This is a genomic window from Virgisporangium aliadipatigenens, from assembly GCF_016863615.1.
GTDB lineage: Bacteria > Actinomycetota > Actinomycetes > Mycobacteriales > Micromonosporaceae > Virgisporangium > Virgisporangium aliadipatigenens.
Genome location: NZ_BOPF01000002.1, coordinates 226,210 through 245,439, shown reverse-complemented (window position 1 = coordinate 245,439; position 19,230 = coordinate 226,210). Strand labels below are relative to the sequence as shown.

The following is a 19,230-nucleotide window of genomic DNA, read 5'->3' as shown; positions in this document are numbered from 1 at the left end:
TCCCGGGCGCCACAACTGCAAGAACGGCGCACGAGCCGGACCGGCTGTCAGGCGACGCGCACCCCGTCGCCCACCCGGATCCGGCCGGGCGTCTCCACGGCCGCGTACACCCCGAACGCGTTCCCGAACTCGCGGGCCACCCAGCGCAGCACGCCGCGGTCGGGCGGCACGGTCAGGGTCTCCTTCGTGATCACCACGCAGCGGTCGCACGCCTCGGTGAACCGCAGCCGCACGGCACCGATCTCCAGCCGCCGCCCGATCCAGGACTGTTCGGGGCAGCCCGGGCCGTCGACGTCGAGCACCACGTTGGGCCGGAACCGCGTCGGGTCCAGCGCGCTGTCCGGCAGCGCCGCCCCGAGGGTGCGCAGGGAGGCCGTGGTCAGCACGTGCACGATCGGGGGCGGCGCGTGCGGGGCGAGGGTGACCGGTTCGCCGACGGCGTCGCTGAGCCACCGCGCGCGGGTCTCCGCCGGCTGCGCGAGCAGGGCGGCCGCGCTGACCCGCATCAGTCCGGGGATCGCGCCGGCCCAGGTGACCTCGTTCCGCGCGTCGAGCACCGCGGTCGTCCGGTCGCCGGTGATGCCGTCGGGGCCGACGTCGGCCTCGGTCAGCCGCTCGCCGCCGACGGATTTCACCGGGTACCGCCACAGCTCCGCCACGCGCATGGGGGCCATCGTGGCAGAAACGTTCAGCGGTGGGGAGCCGTGATCGCAGCTCAGCGCGTCGCCGGCGGTCGATGTGTTGACGGCGCGCGCCGCGGCTGTCCAGGGTGGGCGTACCCCCGGGACCACCACCCAGCGAGAAGGAGCACACCCGTGACCGTCATCCCGGGTCACACCAGGCACCGGTGGCGCAGCGCCGCCCTCGCCGCCGCCACCGTTCTGGCGGGCGGCGTGATCGCCGTCGCCGCGGGGCCGCCGAGCCCGGCCGCGGCGGCCGACACGTTGCGCGCCGCCGCCGCACAGGCCGGCCTCTTCTTCGGCGTCGCCGCGTCGCCGGGCCGGCTGAACGCCACCGTCGCGCGCGAGTTCGGTCAACTGACGCCGGAGAACGACATGAAGCCGGAGACGATCGCCGGCCCGAACGGCACGGTGCAGAACACCGGCAACGCCGACACCCTGGTCAACTACGCCCAGAACAACAGCATGCTGGTGCGCGGCCACACGATGGTCTGGTACTCGCAGGCCGGTCAGCTCAACGGCGCGAACCAGGCGACGCTGAACACCTTCATCGGCAACGCCCTGCGCCGCTGGGGCAACCGGGTCGCGTACTGGGACGTCGTCAACGAGGCACTCGCCGACAACAACGCCGGCACCCGGCGCGGCCAGTGGCCGCACACGCTCGACCGGGACGCCAACGGCGACGGCGACTACTTCGACGCCACGGACACCGACTACATCCGTGACTCGTTCCGGGCCGCGAAGCAGGCGGTGGCGGCGGCCGGGTTGAGCACCAAGCTGTGCATCAACGACTACGACGTCGAGGGGCTGACCGTGCGCGGCGGCGCCCGCAACAACAAGGCGCAGGCGCTCTACGACATCGTGCGCACCTACACGCAGGGCTCCGAGAAGCTGATCGACTGCGTCGGCTTCCAGAGCCACTTCAACGACAACCCCAACAGCATCATCACCGACGACCTCCAGGCGAACATCCAGCGCTTCGCGGACCTGGGCGTCGAGGTGCACCTGTCGGAGTTGGACATCGACGACGACCTGAGCAACAACGACATCGGCCAGGGCCAGGCGGAGAACTACCGCAAGGTGGTGCGCGCCTGCCTGAACGTCGCCCGCTGCACCGGCATCACGGTGTGGGGCATCGCCGACAGCGAGTCGTGGCGCTCCTCCGAACGCGGCCTGCTCTTCACCGGCGGCAACGGCAACTACCAGAAGAAGGCGGCCTACACGGCCGTGCTGGAGGAGCTGAACCGCGGCCGCCAGCCGGGCCAGACCAGCGGCCCGCCGTCGAGCCCGCCGGTGTCCAGCGCACCGCCGTCGAGCGCCCCGCCGTCCAGCCCGCCCCCGTCGAGCCCGCCGCCCCCGTCGAGCCCCGCGCCGCAGGGCTGCACGGCGACCGTGAGTCTCAACCAGTGGAACGGCGGCTTCGTCGCCACGGTCCGCGTCACCGCCGGTTCGGGCGCCATAACGGGTTGGTCCGTCGGCATGACGCTCCCGTCCGGCGCCGCGGTGTCCAACACGTGGAACGCCGCCAACACCGGCACCACCGGCGCCGTCCGCTTCGCCAACGTGAACTACAACGGCCGGCTGAACGCCGGTCAGTCCACCGAGTTCGGCTTCCAGGGCACCGGCACCGCGACAGGGGTGACGGCCACCTGCACGGCCTCGTGACCGGGCGCCGGCCCGAGCATCGCCGGTAGCCGCAGCGCCTCCGCGGAGGGACCGGTCGGGATCAGCGGTGTAGATCACCAGCCGCTGATCCCGGTCGGTCGACCGCGACCCTGTGGTGAACCACAGGTTTCTCTACGGTCGGCCGCATACCGGCTCACAAGATCCGTTCCTAGCGTTGAACGCATGAGCAACGGTGTGGCGGAGTGGGCCGTGTCGGTGATGGAGGCGCTCGGCGCACCGGGTGCGGGACTGCTCATCGCCCTGGAGAACCTCTTCCCGCCGCTGCCGAGCGAGGTGATCCTGCCGCTGGCCGGGTTCAGCGCGAGCCGGGGTGACCTGAGCCTCGCCGGTGCGCTCGTCTGGACCACGGCGGGGTCGGTCGCCGGCGCGGTCCTCCTGTACTGGATCGGCGCGCTGATCGGCCGCGAACGACTGCGTGCCGTCGTCGACCGCATGCCGCTGCTCAAACTGTCCGATGTGGACAGGGCGGAGGCGTGGTTCGCGCGGCACGGCGGCAAGGCGGTCTTCCTGGGCCGGATGGTCCCCATCTTCCGCAGCCTGATCAGCGTGCCGGCGGGCGTGGAACGCATGCGCTTCGGCGTGTTCCTGCTGTACACCACGCTCGGCAGCCTGATCTGGAACACGACGTTCGTCCTGGCGGGTTACCTGCTCGGCGAGAACTGGCACCTCGTCGAGTCCTCCGTCGGGCTCTACTCCAAGGTGGTGCTGGCGGTCGTCGGCATGGGTGTGGCGGCGTTCGTGCTCTTCAGGATCCGAGGTAGCGCAAAACAGCCAGCACGCGACGGCTGATCCCGTCGAGCTGGCCCAGTTCCAGCTTGTCGAAGATCGCCTTGACGTGCTTTTCCACCGCGCTCTGCGACACGTGCAGCCGGCCGGCGATCGCCGCGTTGTTGTGCCCCTGGGCCATCTCGGCGAGGACGTCCCGTTCGCGCGGGGTGAGACTGCGGAGCGGATCCGTGTGGGTGGTGCGGCGCAACAGTTGGCGCACCACCTCCGGGTCGAACGCCGTCCCGCCGGCACCGACCCGTTCCAGCGCGTCGAGGAACTCCCCCACGTCGGCGACCCGGTCCTTGAGCAGGTAGCCGACCCGCGCGCTCGCGCCGGTGAGCAGGTCGACGGCGTAGCGCTGTTCGACGTACTGGGAGAGCACCAGAACGCCCGTCTCCGGCCACCGGCGGCGGATCTCCAGCGCGGCGCGGATGCCCTCGTCGGTGTGCGTCGGCGGCATCCGCACGTCCACGATCACGATGTCGACGGGGTGCGCGGCCACCGCGTCCAGCAGCGCGTCGCCGTCCCCGACGGCGGCCACCACCGCGTAGCCCTCGTCGGTGAGCATCCGCCGCAGCCCGTCGCGCAGCAACGCCGAGTCCTCGGCCAGGATCACGCGGAACACGACATCACCCCGTTACTCGGCGTCACCCGCACGGGAGCACCGCCGTCACCGTCGTCGGCCCACCGGCCGGGCTGTGCACGTCGAAGCGGCCGTCCAGCGCGGCGACCCGGCGCGCGAGACCGGTCAGGCCGCTGCCGTCCGGATCGGCCCCGCCGCGCCCGTCATCGGTCACGCTGACCCGGATCGCGCCGCTGTCCTCCGTTCCCACGGAAATGGAGATGCGGGAGGCGGCCGCGTGTTTGGTCGCGTTGGTGACCGCCTCGGACGCGACGAACCAGGCCGCGGCCTCGACGCGCGGCGGCGGCCGGTCGGGCAGCGCGTAGCTGACCTCGACCGGGACGCCGGAGTTTTCCGCGACCCGGGCGAGCGCGTCGGCGAGCCCGAGGTTGTCCAGCGCCGTGGGATAGACCCGCCACGCCACCTCCCGCAACTCGTCGATGATCCGCCGGGTCTCGTCGTGCGCCTTCGTGACGAGCTCGGTCGAACGGGCCGGGCTGCGCCGGGCCTGCCCGAGCAGCATCCCCAGGGCGACCAGCCGCTGCTGCACGCCGTCGTGCAGGTCCCGCTCGATGCGGCGGCGCTCCGCGTCGACCGCGGCGACCACCTCCGCGCGGCTGACGGACAGCTCCTCGATCCGCCGCCGCAGCGCCTCCTCCGCGGTCGGCCCGAGGAACCGCCGCGCCACCTTCCGCTCGATGCGCACGGTCCCGATCAGGCCCTGCACCGCCAGGAACGCCAGCACCACGGTGAACGTCCCGATGTAGGCGGCGACCAGCCAGCCGAACTCGATCCCGTCCGGCCGGCCGCCGGCGAGCCAGACCCAGCAGACGTAGGCCACGTTGCCGGCCCCGTACGCGGACAGCACCAGGATCAGCCCGCCGAGCAGGCCCACCGGCCACCGGACGCCCAGGTAGGCCATGGCGCGTTCGGCCCCGTAGCCCCGGAAGCCCGCGGCCTCGGGGTCGTCCAGGAAACGGCCGAGTCGCGCCTGGTCCAGCCCGGCCAGGTTCGTCGCCCCCCGCGCGAACATCCGCAGCACCGCCGCCCGCAGCCGGGGGAACGCCAGCGCGGGCGCGAGCACGACGCCGGCGAGCGTGAGGCAGACCACCGTCACGGCGGCCGTGAGCGCGCCCAGCCCGAGCCCGATGCCCGCCCGAACGGCCGTCCCGATCACCCGCACCCGGCCAGCGTAGACAGTCCGTTCGGCGCACGGCTCGGCCCGCCGCACCTGATCTAGCCTGGCCCGATGCCCCCGACCGAGCCCGAACCCACCCCGCCGCTCCTCGGCCTGGCGCTGATCCTGGTCGGACTGGTCGGCATCGTCTGCCTGATGAGCGTGCTGCCGCTGCTGCTGTCGGGCGGGTTCGGGACCGACTGCCGGCCGTACTCGGCGTCGGCGATCCGCACCGACCCCGAGGGGCTGCAGAATTCGCTGCGCGAGGCTCTGGACGACCTGACCGTGCGCGAGCTGCACTACGTCCGCTACGAACGGTGCACCGAGTTCGGCACCGAGGGCTTCGTCCTCCTCGACCCGGCCGACGCCGAGGGCCTCCGACGCCACTACACCTGGGAACCCGCCGAGGTCATCCTGATGAACGCCGCCGTGGGAGCGCACGCGCCGCCTGACCCGCAGTGGCTGAGCAGCGACGGTTGGCAAATCGACATCCAGCACCTCGGCCCGCGCACGATGGTCCTCGACGGGCGCAGCGGCACGATCTACTTCTTCGAAGCCTACGACCGGGACTAAGCACGCCGATCCGGTCCACAAGTGACCGGATCGGCGTGGAGTGAACTTCAGGAGTGGGTGACCGCTGGTTGCTCTTCTTCCTTGTCGGCGGGCGGCCTGCGCAGGCTCATGATCACGGAGCCGGCCAGCACCACCACGATCACCGCGAGGCTGACCAGCGACGGGATCTCCGGCACCGACTCGCTGATCACCTTGTGCGACGCCTGCAGGATCAGCTTCACGCCGATGAACCCCAGGATGATCGCCAGGCCCTTCGACAGGTAGTGGAACTTCTCCAGCATGCCGGCGAGCAGGAAGTACAGCGCCCGCAGGCCGAGGATGGCGAAGGCGTTCGAGGAGTAGACGATGAACGGGTCGTCGCTGACGGCCAGCACGGCCGGCACACTGTCGACCGCGAAGATCAGGTCGGCGGCCTCGATGGCGACCACGACCACGAGCATCGGCGTGGCGACCCACTTGCCCGCCTGCTTCACCAGGAACTTCGCGCCGACGTACTCGTCCTGCACCGGCACGATCTTGCGAACCAGCCGCACGGCGACGTTGGTGCTCGGGTCGTACTCGTCGTCGTCGTCCTTCATGAGCTTGTACGCGCTCCACAGCAGCACCGCCGCGAAGCCGAACAGCACCGCCGTGAACGTGCTGACGATCGCCACGCCGGCCGCGATGAAGATCGCCCGGAACACCAGCGCGCCGATGACGCCGTAGAAGAGCGCGCGGTGCTGGTACTCCCGCGGGACGGCGAAGTATCCGAAGATCAGCGCGAATACGAAGAGGTTGTCGACCGACAGGCTCTTCTCCAGCAGCCACGCCGTGGTGAACTCGACGGCGGCGTTCGCGCCGAGGCCGTACCAGACCACGCCGGCGAAGATGAGCGACAGCACCACCCAGACGGCACTCCATCGGGCCGCCTCGCGGAAGCCGATGACGTGCTCCTTGCGATGGGCGAGCAGGTCGACGGCGAGCATCACGACGACGCTCGCCACGAACGTGATCCACAGCCAGGCGGGCACGTCGGGCATGGGTACCTCCACGAAGGGGTCAAAGGGGACTCACCCATGGTCGCCGTGAAAGTGCTGGTCAGGCCGGGTGCGCCGCCGGACGAGCACACCCGGGCAACCTTGCCGACGGCCGGCAAAGATCATCAGCCCTCGAGCGGGGTCCCCGGCCAGTCGAGGAGCTTCGCGGCGGTCACCGCGGCCTGCAGCGCGAACCGGTGCGCGGGATCGGCCGGGTCCCGGCCGATGAGCTGCTCGACGCGGGCGAGCCGGTAGGTGACGGCGCGCACGGACAGGTGCAGGCGGGCCGCGGTCTCGGTCGCGACGCAGCCGGACGCGTAGTAGGCGTGCAGGGTGTCCAGCAGCTGGACGGCGCCGCCGCGGGCGTTCAGCAACGGGGTCAGGGTGCTGTTGATCAGGTCGTGCACGGCCGGCCGGTCCCGCAGCAGCACGCGGTAGACCGCCAGGTCGGCGGCGTCGACCACGGGGTCGTCGAGGCGCAGCCGGTCGGCGATGTCGAGCGCGTAGTCCGCCTCCTCGTAGCTGGCCCGCACCGCCGCCGCACCGGTGCGCGGGCTGCTGACGGCGCCCTGCCAGCCCTTGCCGGCCGGGCGGGTCGGATTGCCGGCCACGTAGGCGTCGACCTCCGCCGCCACCGCCGTGCGCACGTGCTCGACCGCCTCGGGGTCGGGGGCGGCGAAGACGCAGACGAGTTCGGTGCCGCTCTCGTCGCCGCGGAGCTGGACGAGCGGCTGGGCGTCGCCGTAACGGCCCTGGAGGGCTCGCTCGACCCGCGCCGGCAATGCGTCACGGCTGGCGTGCACGAAACCCTCCGCCATCCGGGCGACGAGCACCGACACCGGCCCGGACAGCACCAGGCCCAGGTCAGCCGCGGGGCCGGCCGCCTCGACCGCCTGCTGCCCGCCGGTGAGCAGGCTGTCGAGCACCTCCCGCTTGGCCGACTCGTGCAGTCGGTTGAGATCGGCGATCGCCAGCTGGTAGCCCTCGACCAGCGCCGCCACCCCGTCGTCGGCGGCCCGCAGCACGCTCAGCGCGGCGGCCCGCAGCTGGTCGGCGTCGCCGCTGCCGACGTCCGGCACGTCGCGCCACAGTCGCCAGGCGGCCGACAGGTACAGATCCACGAGCGCGCGCAGCGCGATGCCCTGGCCGGCGGCCCGGCGCCCGGTGGCCACGCACTCGTCCAGCTCCGTGCGGCGCAGTCGCCGGCCGGTGGCGGTCGCCGCGATCACCGCCGGAAGAAACCCGCCCAGCAGCAGGTGATCGATTCCGCCCGCGTCCCGGGCGGCGGCGCGGCTCACCCGTTCCAGGTCGCGATCGACACCCACCGCCGAACCCTAACCGGGCCAGTCCTCGCCCGGTGCCAGCACACGGCCGTAGGGGTCGCGCAGGGCTCGCGCGATCCGCTCCCGCGCCGCCCCGGCGTCCATCGTCCCGACCTCGCGGTGGGCCATCGTGCTGCCGTCGTTCCAGACGATGTACCACTCCACGCGGTACTCGTCGGTCCCGGTGCGGGTCACGGTCAGCCGCTCGGTGGTCGGATTCCACACGGTGCGGTCGGGCGGGACGTTGGTCACCCGCACCTCGAGGTCGTCCATCAGCAGTCACAGGCGGCGGAACCGTCGCCGCGCAGCCGTTCGAGCAGCGGGCCGAGGGTGCGGCGTTCCTCGTCGGTGAGGCGGCGCATGACGAGGTTGCGTTCGGCGACGGCGCCGGAGATCTTGTCGCGCAGCGCGACGCCCTCGTCGGTCAGCGCCAGGAGCTTGACCCGGCGGTCCGCCCCGGGCACCCGGGTCAGCAGGCCGCGCCGCTCCAACTGGTCGGCGAGGCTGGTGATGTAGGAACGGTCGCACGCCAGCTGAACGGCGAGGTCGCGCATGGGTGCCGGCTCGGCGAGCAGGACGAGCACGCGGGCCAGATGGGCCGGCAGGCCGTATCCGGAGACGATCGACGTGAACTCGGCCCGGGCCTCCTCCGCGACGGCGACCAGCAGCTGCGACAGCCGGCTCGCCTCGGCGAACCGCGCCTCCTGATTCGGGCTCCGGCTCGACATGATCACACATTACTACACCGACTCAATAGTTGACTCACTCACGCATCTCCGCCTACGCTCCACCAGATACGTGACTGACTCAACTATGGGGTGACTCAACTATGAAGCGCGACAGGACTCTGACCTGGCAGCCCGCCTCCCGTGCCGACCTGACCGGGCTGAACGTGGCGGTCGTCGGCGGCACGGGCGGCATCGGCCGGGCGCTCAGCCGCTCCCTCGCCGGCCGGGGCGCGCGCGTCCTGGTGGTCGGGCGGACGTTTCGGGACGCCGGCGTGCCCGGTATCGAGTTCCTGCGCGCCGACCTCGAACTCCTGCGCGAGGCGGCCCGCGTCGGCACCGCACTGCCCGCCGAGACGCTCGACCAGGTGATCTTCACCAGCGGGATCATGGCCGCACCGGTTCGCGAGGAGACCGCCGAGGGACTCGAACGCGACCTGGCGGTCAGCTACCTGAGTCGCTTCGTCATCCTGCGCGGCGTCGCCGACCGGCTCGGCACCGGGCGCCCTGCCGGCAGCCCCCGGCCGCGCGCCTTCGTGATGGGCTTCCCGGGCGGCGGCCAGGCCGGCGACCCCGCCGACCTCAACGCCGAGCGTTCGTACAAGGCGATGGCCGTGCACCTCAACACCGTGGCCGCCAACGAGGCGCTGGTGCTGGACGCGGTGCGCCGCTACCCACACGTCGACGCGTTCGGGCTCAACCCGGGCTGGGTGAAGACCGGCATCCGCGGCAACCTGCTCGGCGACGGCAGTCTCAAGCACCGGCTGCTGGAGGCGGCGATCTCCCCGCTGAGCATCAGCGCCGGCACCTACGCGCGACGCGTGGCGCCGCTGCTGGTCTCCCCCGACCTCACCGGGCGCAGCGGTGCGATGTTCGACAACCGGGGGCGCGCGATCCTGGCGTCGCCGGGCCTGACCGCCGAGCGGGTGGCGGCGTTCATGGCGGCGTCGGCGGAGCTGGTGGCAGTGCGCCAGGGGTGAAGCGGATACCGTCGCGGCGGTGCGGTACGGGCCGGCGTCCCTCCTCGCGTGGACCCCGGGGCAAGATCCTGTAATAGCGTGGTGGCATGACCTACGTTGCCGCGGAGAATCGTTACGACGGCGGGATGCGCTACCGCCGGACCGGCCGTTCCGGACTGGACCTGCCGCTGCTGTCGCTCGGCTACTGGCACAACTTCGGCGACGACCGGCCGTTCGACATCCAGCGGGCGATCACGCGGCGGGCGTTCGACCTCGGGATCACGCACCTCGACCTGGCCAACAACTACGGGCCGCCGTACGGCTCCGCCGAGATCAACTTCGGGCGGCTGATGCGCGAGGACCTCCGGCCGTACCGGGACGAGCTGATCATCTCGACCAAGGCCGGTTACGACATGTGGCCGGGGCCCTACGGGCAGGGCGGCGGCAGCCGCAAGTACGTGCTCGCCAGCCTCGACCAGTCCCTGAAGCGGATGAGTCTCGACTACGTCGACATCTTCTACTCGCACCGGTTCGACCCGAGCACCCCGCTGGAGGAGACGGCGTCGGCGCTCGACACCGCCGTGCGCTCCGGCCGGGCGCTGTACGTCGGCATCTCCTCCTACGACGCCGCGCGCACCCGCACGATGGCCGGGCTGCTGAAGGAGCTCGGCACCCCGCTGCTGATCCACCAGCCCTCGTACTCGATGCTCAACCGCTGGATCGAGACCGAAGGGCTGCTCGACGCCACGGCCGAGGTCGGGGCCGGCGTCATCGGGTTCAGTGCGCTGGCCCAGGGAGTCCTCACCAGCCGTTACGTGGACGGCATCCCGGAGGGCTCCCGCGCCACCCAGGGCAAGTCCCTCGACCCGAACTCCATCGACGACGCGCTGCTGGCGAAGGTGCGCGGCCTCAACGAGGTGGCCCGCCGGCGCGGGCAGTCCCTCGCGCAACTGGCCCTCGCCTGGGGGCTGCGCGACGAGCGGGTGACGTCGCTGGTGATCGGCGCGAGCAGCGTCAAGCAGCTCGAGGAGAACGTCGCCACGCTCGACAACCTCCGGTTCGGCGACGACGAGTTGGCCGCCATCGACCGGATCCTCGAGGGCGGGACGCCGGACATCGATATCTGGGAGGACTCGCGGCAGGGCAATCTCTAGGGTCCACGGGGTGGCGGAGTTCGTTTCCTGGACGGTCGACGAGGTGACCGAGGCGTGCCTGGAGGCGCTCGCCACCGGCCGCGTCGACGGCGTCCCGATGGAGGCCGACCCGGAGGATCTGGCGACCCGCCTCGCCTACCCGGACCGCCTCCTCCCCGGGGCCGGCGAGGTGGACTCCGGGGGCCGCCCCTTCGAGCAGCGCTACTTCGCCCACGGGCGACAGATGACGCGGGACTGGGACCTGGTCACCGCCTGGCTGTCGCGGGAACACCTGCGGGCGCCGTGGGCGTGCGACGGCATCGTGATCCGTGCCCACCTCCTGGACGAGCCGCCCGTGTGGGCGGACGTCGCGGCCGAGTTGGAGCGGCACGGCTACGGGTGCGTCCCCGGTCCGGACGAGATCGGGGGCCTGCGCGAGTACACGGTCACCGCGTCGAACGTGTCGGCGTCGGTGACCACCGGCGACCACCCGCGCGTCCCGCCCGGCCGGCTGCACACCGTTCACGTCCATCCGGTGGTGGTGCCGCGCCCGGACGCCGACCGGCGGGGCGTCGTCCGCAACGCGATGCGCGCCCTCGGCCGGGCCGGCCCCGACGCCCGGGCGGACTGGCTGGCCGAGCGGCGGCTCACGGCGCACGGGTACGCCGGGGTGTTCCACGCGCTGCGGGTGCTCAAGCAGGACCAGCCGGCCCGCCGGGACGAGTGGTCGGCGCTGCACACGTGGTTCCTGGAACGCGCCCGCGAGGCCGGCGTGTTCCGGCCCGAGGAGTGGACCTACCACCGGGCCCAGGACGACACGGTGCCACCGGGCGAGATCTCCGCCGCCTGCCTGGCCGCGCTGCCGATGACCCGCGCCGAGGCCGGTGCCCTTCCGCGGGGGTGGCGGGACACCGCGCCGGACGACGCGCGCCGCGCCCGGATGACGCGCGCCCTGCTGCGGCTGGCCGCCGACGGGGCGCCCGACGCCGCCGGGGCCGAGGAGTTGCGCCGCTGGCGGGACGAACTGCGCCGGCTCACGCCGACCGGTGTGTCCACCTCGGCAGCCATACCTTCGCCGCGGGCGTGACCTCCCGGGCGGCCTTGAGATGGGTGCGCAGGGCACCGAGCCCGGGGTGCCGGTTGTCGGCGCGCCAGATCAGTGACATCGGGTAGACCGGCGCCGGGTCGCGCACCGGTATGCGCCGCAGGTCGTAGCTGTCCGGCCAGAGGTACCGGGAGCGTTCGCCGACCAGGGTGGCCAGCTCGGCGGACTCGGCGATCTCGGCCAGCAGCGCCTCGTTGCCGAAGACCGGGCCGACGAGGTCGATGGTGAGGCCGAACGCGTCGGCGAGTTCGTCGTAGTAGTCGGCCCACTCCGTCCCGGCCGCCATGCCGGGCATCCAGATGCGGTGCTCGGCCAGCTGCGCCGGCGTCACGGCGCGCCGTTCGGCGAGCGGATGGCGTGGCCCGACGAGGATCTCGTGGCGTTCGTCGATCACCCGGGCGGCTCTGATCCCGGCCGGCAGCCGGCGCTCGGGCAGCGGGACGGCGTGGAACGTGGCGTCGATCGTGCCCGCCTCGACGGCGGCCGTCGCCGCGTGCACGTCGGCGTCGAGCAGCGTCACCACGTCCAGTTCGATGCGCGGGTGCGTGCGGTGGAACTCCTGCAGCAGCACCCCCGCTGCCGTGCGTCGGCTGTGCACGTCGACCCGCAGCGCGCGCCGGCCGGGGCGCACCGAGGCGTCGGCGCGGGCCGCCACGCGCAGCAGTTCGCGGGCGTGCGGCAGGAACGCCTGCCCGTCGACCGTGAGCCGGGCCCCGCGCGCCGTGCGGTGGAACAGCCGCACCTCCAGATCCCGCTCCAGCGCGGCGATGCGCTTGGACACCGCCTGCTGCGTGATCGACAGCGCGGCGGCGGCGTCCTGGAACTGCCCGGCCGCCGCGACGGCGACGAAGGTGCGAACCGCGTCGAGATCCACCGGCGCACCCTACGCGACAACCGACGGTTGTGACTCGCCCGTGCTCCGGTTGTTTGAACCCTTGCGGCACAGCCTGTTTCGATCCCGTTCGACAACGGAACGGGGTGTGCCGGTGGGGCGTCGGTTCAGGTGGCTGTGGGCGGCTTACGCGGTCAGCGCGTACGGCTCCGGGCTGGGGTTCGGCGCGCTGCCGCTGATCGCCGTCGTGGCGCTGCACGCCGGTCCGGTTCAGGTGTCCGCGCTGGCCGCTGTCGGGCCGGCGGTCGGCGCGTTGATCGCCCTGCCGCTCGGGCCGTGGGTCGACCGGCGCCGCAAGCGGCCCGTGCTGATCGCGACGGACCTGATCAGGGCCGCGGTCCTGCTGACGATCCCCGCCGCGTACGCGCTCGGGCGGCTCGGGTTCGCCCAGCTGCTGGTCGTGTCGGCCGTGGTCGCCGGCGCGAAGATCACGTTCGGCGCGGCCGGCGGCGCCTACCTCCGTTCGATCGTGCGCCGGGACGACCTGCTGGCGGCCAACGCCCGGTTCGAGTCGACGAACTGGAGCGCGATCGCGGTCGGGCCACCGCTGGGCGGCGCGGCGGTCGGCATGTTCGGGCCGGTGGCCACGGTGCTGCTCGACGCGTGCAGCTACCTGCTCTCCGCCCTGGGCATCACGGCGATCGGCGGGCGGGAGGAGGCGCCGCGCGGGCCCGCGAACCGGCCGCGGGCCGGCGAACTCCTCGACGGCTGGCGGCACATCCTGGGCCACCCCGGCCTGCGCGCGCTCTACCTCAACCAGCTGCTCGTCGCCGGGCTCATCATGGCCACCGAGCCGCTGCTGGCCGTGCTGCTGCTGGGCGAACTCGGCTTCGCGCCCTGGCAGTACGGCCTCGCGTTCGCCGTTCCGTGCGTCGGCGGGCTGTTCGGCTCCCGGCTGGCCCCGCGCGCCGTGCGCCGCTACGGCCGCCACCGGGTCCTGCGCGCCGCCGGCACCCTGCGGGCGGTCTGGCTGATCGGCCTCGCGCTGGTCCGCCCCGGTCCGCTCGGCCTCGCGACGGTGATCGCGGTCGAACTCGCCGTCGTCGTCAGCATGAGCCTGTTCAACCCGGTCCTCGCGACCTACCGGCTCGAACACATCCCCGAGGATCGCGTCGCCCGCACGCTGACCGCCTGGTCGATCGGCAGCGGCGCGGCCGTCGCCCTGCTCAGCGCGCTCGGCGGCCTGCTCGCCGAGGCCGTCGGCGCGCGAACGGCCATCGCCGCGGCGGGGCTGCTCATCCTCGTGAGCCCGCCGCTGCTGCGCACCGAAGTGCTACGCGATCGAGGCGGTAAGACGTTCGACCAGATCCGCCATCGCCGCGCGTAGCTCGGGGCCGCCCTCGATCCGGAACGGGTACGGCACCGCGGGAAGCCACTCCTGCGCGTACATCGACGGGTTGCTCGTGCTGCCGACGAGCACGCAGCCCCCGTCCAGCGCCTCGAGGCGCCCCATCGGCGCGGAGACCCAGGGCGCGACCCGCTCGATCGGCGCGTCGAAGACGACCCGCGTCGGATACTCCCAGCCCAGGGCGAGGTTCTCCTCGAGCGCGGCCACCGGCTCGAGCCCGTCCGGCGGCGCGAACGCCCGCTCCACCCGCCGCACGTCGCGGATCCGGTCGATGCGGTACGTGCGCACCGCCTGCGCCCGGAGCGATCGGCACAGCAGGTACCACCGGCCGAAGCGGACGACGACCGCCCACGGCTCCACCTCGGCCTCCCACTCCCGGCCGGCCTCGCTGCGGTAGGTCAGCGCGACGCAGCGCCGGCCGGCGACCGCCGCCACCAGGGCGCTGACCGTCTCCGGCTCGACCCGGGCCGCGCGCCGGTCGGGTGCCGCGGCCGCGTGCGCGCGCAGGGCGGCGGCCTGCCGGGCGATGCGTTCCGGCAGGGCCTGGATCACCTTGTCGAGCGCGGTGCCGATCAGCTCGTCCCGGCCACCGGCGTCGAGGACGGCCATGACCAGGCCCAACGCCTCCGGTTCGGTGAAGACGACCGGGGGCAGCCGGGCGCCCCGCCCGAGCCGGTAACCGCCGTACGGCCCGCGGACCGACTCGACCGGGATCCCCGCCTCGCGCAGGATTCCCACGTAACGACGGGCCGCGCGTTCGGTCACCCCGAGGCTCGCGGCCAGCTCGCCCGCCGTCGCGCCCGGACGGTTCCGGAGGAACTCCATGGCGCGCAGCGCGCGGGCGGTCGGGCTGAGGTCGGCGGGCACACCGGCAGGTTAGGCGATCATCGGTACGAACCGGAAGCAGAACGTCCGGGTCTACGCATAGCCTGAGGCCCATGACCGACATTCTGTTGATCGCCGGCATGTGGCTCGACGGCGCGGCGTGGGACGCCGTCGTGCCCGAACTGGCGGCGCTCGGCCACCGTCCCGTCCCGCTCACCCTGCCCGGCCAGGGCGACGGCGCCGCGACGGCGACCCTCGACGACCAGGTGGCCGCGATCGTGGCGGCCGTCGACGCGTCGCCCGAACGCCCGCTGGTCGTGGGCCACTCCGCCGCCTGCACGCTCGCGTGGCTGGCCGCCGACGCCCGTCCGGACGGCGTCGCCCGGGTGGCCCTGATCGGCGGCTTCCCGAACGGCGACGGCAAGGCCTACTTCGACTACTTCGAGCCGGTCGACGGGGCGGTGCGCTTCCCCGGCTGGGAACCGTTCGAGGGGCCGGACTCCGCCGACCTCGACGCGTCGGCGCGGGCCCGCATCGAGGCCGCCGCGCTGCCCGTGCCGGCGGGCGTCACCGGCGGGATCGTGCGGCTGACCGACGAACGGCGCTTCGACGTGCCCGTCACGCTGGTCTGCCCGGAGTTCTCGCCGGCGGACGCGCGCGGCTGGATCGAGGCCGGCGACGTCCCCGAACTGGCCCGCGCCAAGCACGTCGACTACGTCGACATCGACTCGGGACACTGGCCGATGTACTCGAAGCCGGCGGAACTGGCCCGCGTCCTGGCCGCCCTGTAGCGCGGCGGCGCTGCGGCGATCTTGCAGTTATGGCGCCCGGCGTGCCCCACTTCGCCCCGCGGTGTCCTCGCCACAACTGCAAGATCGGCCGCGGCGGTGCGTTGTGCGGCCGGCGGCGCTCGGTGAGGATGGCGCTCATGGCCCCGGTGTCGCATCCGGTGTTCGCCCGCGTGTACCAGCGCGTCAGCGTGTCGATGGACCGCGCGGGTGCCGCCGCGGCGCACTATCCGGGGTCGGTGACCGAGGTGCTCGCCGTCGAACCGGAGCCGCGCCTGCGGGCCGCCGGCGTCGTTGCCGCCCGTGCGGCGCCGGTGCCGGTTCGGGTGCTCGCCGGGACGGCCGAGGCGCTGCCGTTCCCGGACGCGTCGTTCGACGCCGCGGTCTGCGCGCTGGTGCTGTGCAGCGTGCCGGCCGGCTTCGTGGTGGACGAGGTGGAGCGCTTCCGCTTCCCGCCGGCGGGGCCGCCCGGGCCGGCCGCCCCGCACGTGCGCGGCTCCGCGACGGCGCCCTGACCGCTCCCCCGGCCGCAACGCGGGCCTCGGGCTTCGCCGCGCCGATCTTCACCACGTTCGGTTTCACCGGCGCGGACCCGGTGCCGGCGGCGTTCACCCATCTACGGCGCGCCCTGCACGGCGGAGTCCTGACCGGGCTCAGTCGTCGTCGTCGCACTGCGTCCGGTTGGTCACGCCGCTGCCGCCGCTGCCGCCGCGCTTGCCCGACTTGCCGCCGCCGCGGCTGCCGCTGCCACCGCCGCCGCTCCCCCCGCCGGGCTTCGCCATCACGAACGCGGGCGCCGACTCCGACTTGCAGTCGTCGTCATCGTTGCAGCCGGCTGCCGTGACGAGCGTGGCGGCCAGGAACGCCAGCAGAACGAACTTCCGCATCGCAATCTCTCCCCCGTGAGACCGGTCGAACCTCATGGAGGGTATTCGCCGCTGTCGACCTCCCGGATCGCTCCCGGGTGCGGGTGAACCAGTCCCGCGCGGTAGGCCGCGATCACCAACTGCGCCCGGTCCCGGGCACCGGTCTTCGCCATCGCGCGGTTGACGTGCGTCTTCGCGGTGTGCGGGCTGACCACGAGCTGCCGGGCGATGTCCTCATTGGACAGTCCCGCGGCGACCAGCGCGACGACCTCGCGTTCCCGTTCGGTGAGCGCGTCCAGGCTCCCGGTCGGCACGCCGTCGGGTGTCCGGAGGAACCGCGCGATCAGCGCCCGGGTCGCGGCCGGCGACAGCAGCTGTTCGCCGCGGTGCACCAGCCGGATGGCGTCGAGGAGTTCGCCCGGCTCGGCGCTCTTGCCGAGGAACCCGCTCGCCCCGGCCCGCAGCGCCTGGAAGACGTACTCGTCGATCTCGAACGTGGTCAGCACGAGCACCCGCGCCGAGGGCGACTCGGCGACGAGCATCCGGGTGGCGGCGATGCCGTCCAGCGAGGGCATGCGGATGTCCATCACGACCACGTCGGCGCGGGCGGTGCGGGCCAGTTCGACCGCCTGGTGGCCGGTCGACGCCTCGCCGACGACCGTCATGTCCGCGGCGGCGTTGACGAACAGGGCGAAGCCGCTGCGCACCAGCGGCTGATCGTCGGCGAGCACGACCCGGATCACGCGGCGGCCCCGGCCGTTCCCAGCGGCAAACGGGCCCGCACGCGGTAGCGGCCGCCGGGCGCCGGCCCGGCCTGGAAGGCGCCGCCGAGGGCGGTGACGCGTTCGCGCATGCCGGTCAGCCCGTGTCCGGCACCGGCCACCCCGGGATGCCCCGTGGCGCGGTTGTCGACCGTGATCTCCAGCGCCTCCGGCCGGTACGTCAGGCCGATCGTGACCGTGGTGGGGCCGGCGTGCTTGCAGACGTTCGTCAGCGACTCCTGGACCACCCGGTAGGCCGTGAGGTCGGTCGGGCCGGAGACCGGGCGGGCCTCACCGGCGACCTCCACCGAGACGTCCAGACCGGAGCGACGGAACGCGTCCGTCAGGTCGCCGAGGCGGTCGAGGCCGCCGACCGGATCCGTCGGGGCGGCCGGGTCGCCGGGCTGGCGCAGCAGGCCGATCGTGTCGCCGAGTTCGATCAGCGCGGCCTTGCTCGCCGCGGAGATGTGCCCGAGGGCCTGCGCGGCCGGGCTCTCGGCGCTGTCGAGCGTGTGCGTGGCCACCCGGGCCTGCACGTGGATCAGCGCCAGGTGGTGCCCCAGCGCGTCGTGCAGGTCGCGGGCGATGCGCAGCCGTTCGTCGGTGACCCGGCGCAGCGCCTCCGCCTCCCGGTCGTTCTCGGCCTGGATCGCCCGCGCCTGGGCCTCGGCGAGGTAGGCGCGGCGGTGCCGGGCGGCCGTTCCGGCGGCGACCGCGAGTGCGCCGAGCGCGGCGAGGGCCAGGTTGTCGGTGCCGATCCACATGCCGGGCTTGACGAAGACGTGCATCACGCCGATGCCCAGGACGACGGCGCCGCCGACCAGCAGCGCGAACCGCCGCGTGGACGCCTCGGCGTAGGTGTACAGCGCGACCAGCGGCGCGCTCAGCACCATCGAGCCGCGCTGGCCCCACTGCCACTGGTGCAGGAGATAGGCCTCGGCGGCGAGGGTGGCGATGAGCAGCGTCGCGAACGGGCACCGCCGGCGCAGCACCAGCACCCCGCCCGCGACGCCGGCGACGAGCCAGGCGTACGCGTCGAGGCGCCCGCCGGCGGGAGCGGCACCGGTCGTCACCAGCGTCACGGCGACCGCGGTGAGCGCGACGGCGGCGTCCACCCAGACGACGGGTCGCGGAAGAAGGCGCATGCGCACACCGTACGACCGCGTCCCGCCCTGGCACGTCACGCCGCGGCGGTACGGCACATACCGCGGCCGCGGTACGCCAAAGATGACGCGGCCGCGCGACGACACCGCACCGCTGCCACCGAGATCGTTGCGGGCATGAGTGCAACCGGGATAGCCGTACGCGGCCTCACGAAACGGTTCGGTGCCGTGACAGCGGTCGACGGGCTGACGTTCGACGTGCCGGCGGGCCGGGTCACCGGGTTTCTCGGCCCGAACGGCGCCGGCAAGTCCACCACCCTGCGCATGGTGCTCGGCCTGGTGCGGCCGAGCGCCGGCGAGGCGCTGGTCAACGGCAGCCGGTACCGGGACCTCCCCCGACCGCGAACGACCGTCGGCGCCGTGCTGGAGACGACCGGCTTCCACCCGGGCCGCACCGCGCGCAACCACCTGCGGATCGTGGCGCGTTCGGCGGCGTTTGCCGAGCACCGCGTCGACGACGTGCTCGAACGGGTCGGCCTCACCGCCGCCGCGGACCGCCGGGTGCGCGGCTACTCCCTGGGGATGCGGCAGCGGCTGGGCCTGGCGGCGGCGCTGCTCGGCGACCCGGAGGTGCTGGTGCTCGACGAGCCGGCCAACGGCCTCGACCCGGCCGGCACGGCCTGGCTGCGCGGCCTGCTGCGGGGCCTCGCGGCGGAGGGGCGCACGGTCGTGTACTCCAGCCACGTTCTGGCGGAGGTGGCGCAGACCGTCGAGCACCTCGTGGTCCTGCACGAGGGGCGGCTCGCGTACGAGGGGCCGCTGAGTGGGCTGGACGGGTCGTTGGAGGCGGCGTTCCTGCGGTTGACGAGCATCTGAGGAGA

Annotated in this window: 22 protein-coding genes; 10 read left to right on the top strand and 12 right to left on the bottom strand. The window is 73.3% G+C overall.

Annotated elements, in window-relative coordinates; translation table 11 throughout:
• Positions 1 to 47: 47 nt before the first annotated feature.
• A complete protein-coding gene (locus Val02_RS01720; RefSeq protein WP_203897035.1) occupies positions 48 to 665 on the bottom strand; it encodes an MOSC domain-containing protein in 618 nt (205 codons plus the stop codon).
• Positions 666 to 815: 150 nt separating this feature from the next.
• On the opposite strand from Val02_RS01720, the gene Val02_RS01715 reads away from it, so the two are divergent.
• A complete protein-coding gene (locus tag Val02_RS01715) occupies positions 816 to 2,345 on the top strand; it encodes an endo-1,4-beta-xylanase (protein WP_239151454.1) in 1,530 nt (509 codons plus the stop codon).
• A gap of 183 nt (positions 2,346 to 2,528) precedes the next feature.
• Positions 2,529 to 3,155, top strand: a complete 627-nt coding sequence (locus Val02_RS01710; protein WP_203897034.1) for a DedA family protein — start codon at positions 2,529 to 2,531, stop codon at positions 3,153 to 3,155.
• Here the strand turns inward: Val02_RS01710 and Val02_RS01705 are convergent.
• Together Val02_RS01705 and Val02_RS01700 are read right to left on the bottom strand one after the other, a co-directional pair.
• A complete protein-coding gene (locus tag Val02_RS01705; RefSeq protein ID WP_275415531.1) occupies positions 3,112 to 3,759 on the bottom strand; it encodes a response regulator in 648 nt (215 codons plus the stop codon). The two genes, Val02_RS01710 and Val02_RS01705, sit on opposite strands and share 44 nt — an antisense overlap.
• Positions 3,760 to 3,781: 22 nt before the next feature.
• Positions 3,782 to 4,939 carry a sensor histidine kinase gene (locus tag Val02_RS01700; protein WP_239151444.1) on the bottom strand — a complete coding sequence of 386 codons (1,158 nt, stop codon included), beginning with the start codon at positions 4,937 to 4,939 and terminating at the stop codon, positions 3,782 to 3,784.
• A gap of 66 nt (positions 4,940 to 5,005) precedes the next feature.
• Between Val02_RS01700 and Val02_RS01695 the strand changes: the two genes are divergently transcribed.
• The gene (locus Val02_RS01695; RefSeq protein ID WP_203897033.1) at positions 5,006 to 5,506 is read left to right on the top strand and encodes a hypothetical protein; all 501 of its coding nucleotides are present in this window, start codon (positions 5,006 to 5,008) and stop codon (positions 5,504 to 5,506) included.
• 47 nt (positions 5,507 to 5,553) lie between these two features.
• On the opposite strand, the gene Val02_RS01690 is transcribed toward Val02_RS01695, so the two are convergent.
• From Val02_RS01690 to Val02_RS01675, 4 genes are all read right to left on the bottom strand, one after another.
• The gene (locus Val02_RS01690; RefSeq protein ID WP_203897032.1) at positions 5,554 to 6,525 is read right to left on the bottom strand and encodes a TerC family protein; all 972 of its coding nucleotides are present in this window, start codon (positions 6,523 to 6,525) and stop codon (positions 5,554 to 5,556) included.
• 122 nt (positions 6,526 to 6,647) lie between these two features.
• A complete protein-coding gene (locus tag Val02_RS01685) occupies positions 6,648 to 7,847 on the bottom strand; it encodes a PucR family transcriptional regulator (RefSeq protein ID WP_203897031.1) in 1,200 nt (399 codons plus the stop codon).
• 9 nt (positions 7,848 to 7,856) lie between these two features.
• Positions 7,857 to 8,117, bottom strand: coding sequence for a hypothetical protein (locus Val02_RS01680; RefSeq protein ID WP_203897030.1), 261 nt, complete (start codon positions 8,115 to 8,117; stop codon positions 7,857 to 7,859).
• Positions 8,117 to 8,572 (bottom strand): MarR family winged helix-turn-helix transcriptional regulator, encoded by a 456-nt coding sequence (locus Val02_RS01675; RefSeq protein WP_203897029.1) that lies wholly within the window; start codon positions 8,570 to 8,572, stop codon positions 8,117 to 8,119. The genes Val02_RS01680 and Val02_RS01675 overlap by 1 nt, the downstream gene beginning before the upstream one ends.
• 101 nt (positions 8,573 to 8,673) lie before the next feature.
• Here Val02_RS01675 and Val02_RS01670 point away from each other — a divergent pair, with 101 nt between their 5' ends.
• From Val02_RS01670 to Val02_RS01660, 3 genes are all read left to right on the top strand, one after another.
• Complete coding sequence (locus Val02_RS01670) at positions 8,674 to 9,549, top strand: Rossmann-fold NAD(P)-binding domain-containing protein (RefSeq protein ID WP_203897028.1); 876 nt, start codon at positions 8,674 to 8,676, stop codon at positions 9,547 to 9,549.
• A gap of 86 nt (positions 9,550 to 9,635) precedes the next feature.
• Complete coding sequence (gene mgrA / locus Val02_RS01665) at positions 9,636 to 10,682, top strand: L-glyceraldehyde 3-phosphate reductase (RefSeq protein WP_203897027.1); 1,047 nt, start codon at positions 9,636 to 9,638, stop codon at positions 10,680 to 10,682.
• A gap of 10 nt (positions 10,683 to 10,692) precedes the next feature.
• A complete protein-coding gene (locus Val02_RS01660) occupies positions 10,693 to 11,748 on the top strand; it encodes a hypothetical protein (RefSeq protein ID WP_203897026.1) in 1,056 nt (351 codons plus the stop codon).
• Here Val02_RS01660 and Val02_RS01655 read toward each other — a convergent pair.
• Positions 11,696 to 12,640 (bottom strand): LysR family transcriptional regulator, encoded by a 945-nt coding sequence (locus tag Val02_RS01655; RefSeq protein WP_203897025.1) that lies wholly within the window; start codon positions 12,638 to 12,640, stop codon positions 11,696 to 11,698. The two genes, Val02_RS01660 and Val02_RS01655, sit on opposite strands and share 53 nt — an antisense overlap.
• A 112-nt stretch (positions 12,641 to 12,752) precedes the next feature.
• Here Val02_RS01655 and Val02_RS01650 point away from each other — a divergent pair, with 112 nt between their 5' ends.
• Positions 12,753 to 13,985, top strand: a complete 1,233-nt coding sequence (locus tag Val02_RS01650) for an MFS transporter (RefSeq protein WP_239151442.1) — start codon at positions 12,753 to 12,755, stop codon at positions 13,983 to 13,985.
• On the opposite strand, the gene Val02_RS01645 is transcribed toward Val02_RS01650, so the two are convergent.
• Positions 13,932 to 14,873 carry a helix-turn-helix transcriptional regulator gene (locus tag Val02_RS01645; protein WP_275415529.1) on the bottom strand — a complete coding sequence of 314 codons (942 nt, stop codon included), beginning with the start codon at positions 14,871 to 14,873 and terminating at the stop codon, positions 13,932 to 13,934. The genes Val02_RS01650 and Val02_RS01645 overlap by 54 nt on opposite strands.
• A gap of 71 nt (positions 14,874 to 14,944) precedes the next feature.
• Between Val02_RS01645 and Val02_RS01640 the strand changes: the two genes are divergently transcribed.
• The gene (locus Val02_RS01640) at positions 14,945 to 15,622 is read left to right on the top strand and encodes an alpha/beta fold hydrolase (RefSeq protein ID WP_203897024.1); all 678 of its coding nucleotides are present in this window, start codon (positions 14,945 to 14,947) and stop codon (positions 15,620 to 15,622) included.
• Positions 15,623 to 15,759: 137 nt separating this feature from the next.
• Positions 15,760 to 16,134 (top strand): methyltransferase domain-containing protein, encoded by a 375-nt coding sequence (locus Val02_RS01635; protein ID WP_203897023.1) that lies wholly within the window; start codon positions 15,760 to 15,762, stop codon positions 16,132 to 16,134.
• Positions 16,135 to 16,272: 138 nt separating this feature from the next.
• On the opposite strand, the gene Val02_RS01630 is transcribed toward Val02_RS01635, so the two are convergent.
• From Val02_RS01630 to Val02_RS01620, 3 genes are read right to left on the bottom strand one after another with little or no spacing between them, the layout of a single operon-like run.
• Complete coding sequence (locus Val02_RS01630) at positions 16,273 to 16,506, bottom strand: hypothetical protein (protein ID WP_203897022.1); 234 nt, start codon at positions 16,504 to 16,506, stop codon at positions 16,273 to 16,275.
• A 32-nt stretch (positions 16,507 to 16,538) separates the two neighbouring features.
• Positions 16,539 to 17,228, bottom strand: a complete 690-nt coding sequence (locus Val02_RS01625; protein WP_203897021.1) for a response regulator — start codon at positions 17,226 to 17,228, stop codon at positions 16,539 to 16,541.
• Positions 17,225 to 18,391, bottom strand: a complete 1,167-nt coding sequence (locus Val02_RS01620) for a sensor histidine kinase (RefSeq protein WP_203897020.1) — start codon at positions 18,389 to 18,391, stop codon at positions 17,225 to 17,227. Before Val02_RS01620 ends, Val02_RS01625 begins: the two co-directional genes overlap by 4 nt.
• Before the next feature lie 186 nt (positions 18,392 to 18,577).
• Between Val02_RS01620 and Val02_RS01615 the strand changes: the two genes are divergently transcribed.
• Complete coding sequence (locus Val02_RS01615; protein WP_239151435.1) at positions 18,578 to 19,225, top strand: ABC transporter ATP-binding protein; 648 nt, start codon at positions 18,578 to 18,580, stop codon at positions 19,223 to 19,225.
• The last annotated feature ends 5 nt before the right edge of the window (positions 19,226 to 19,230 follow it).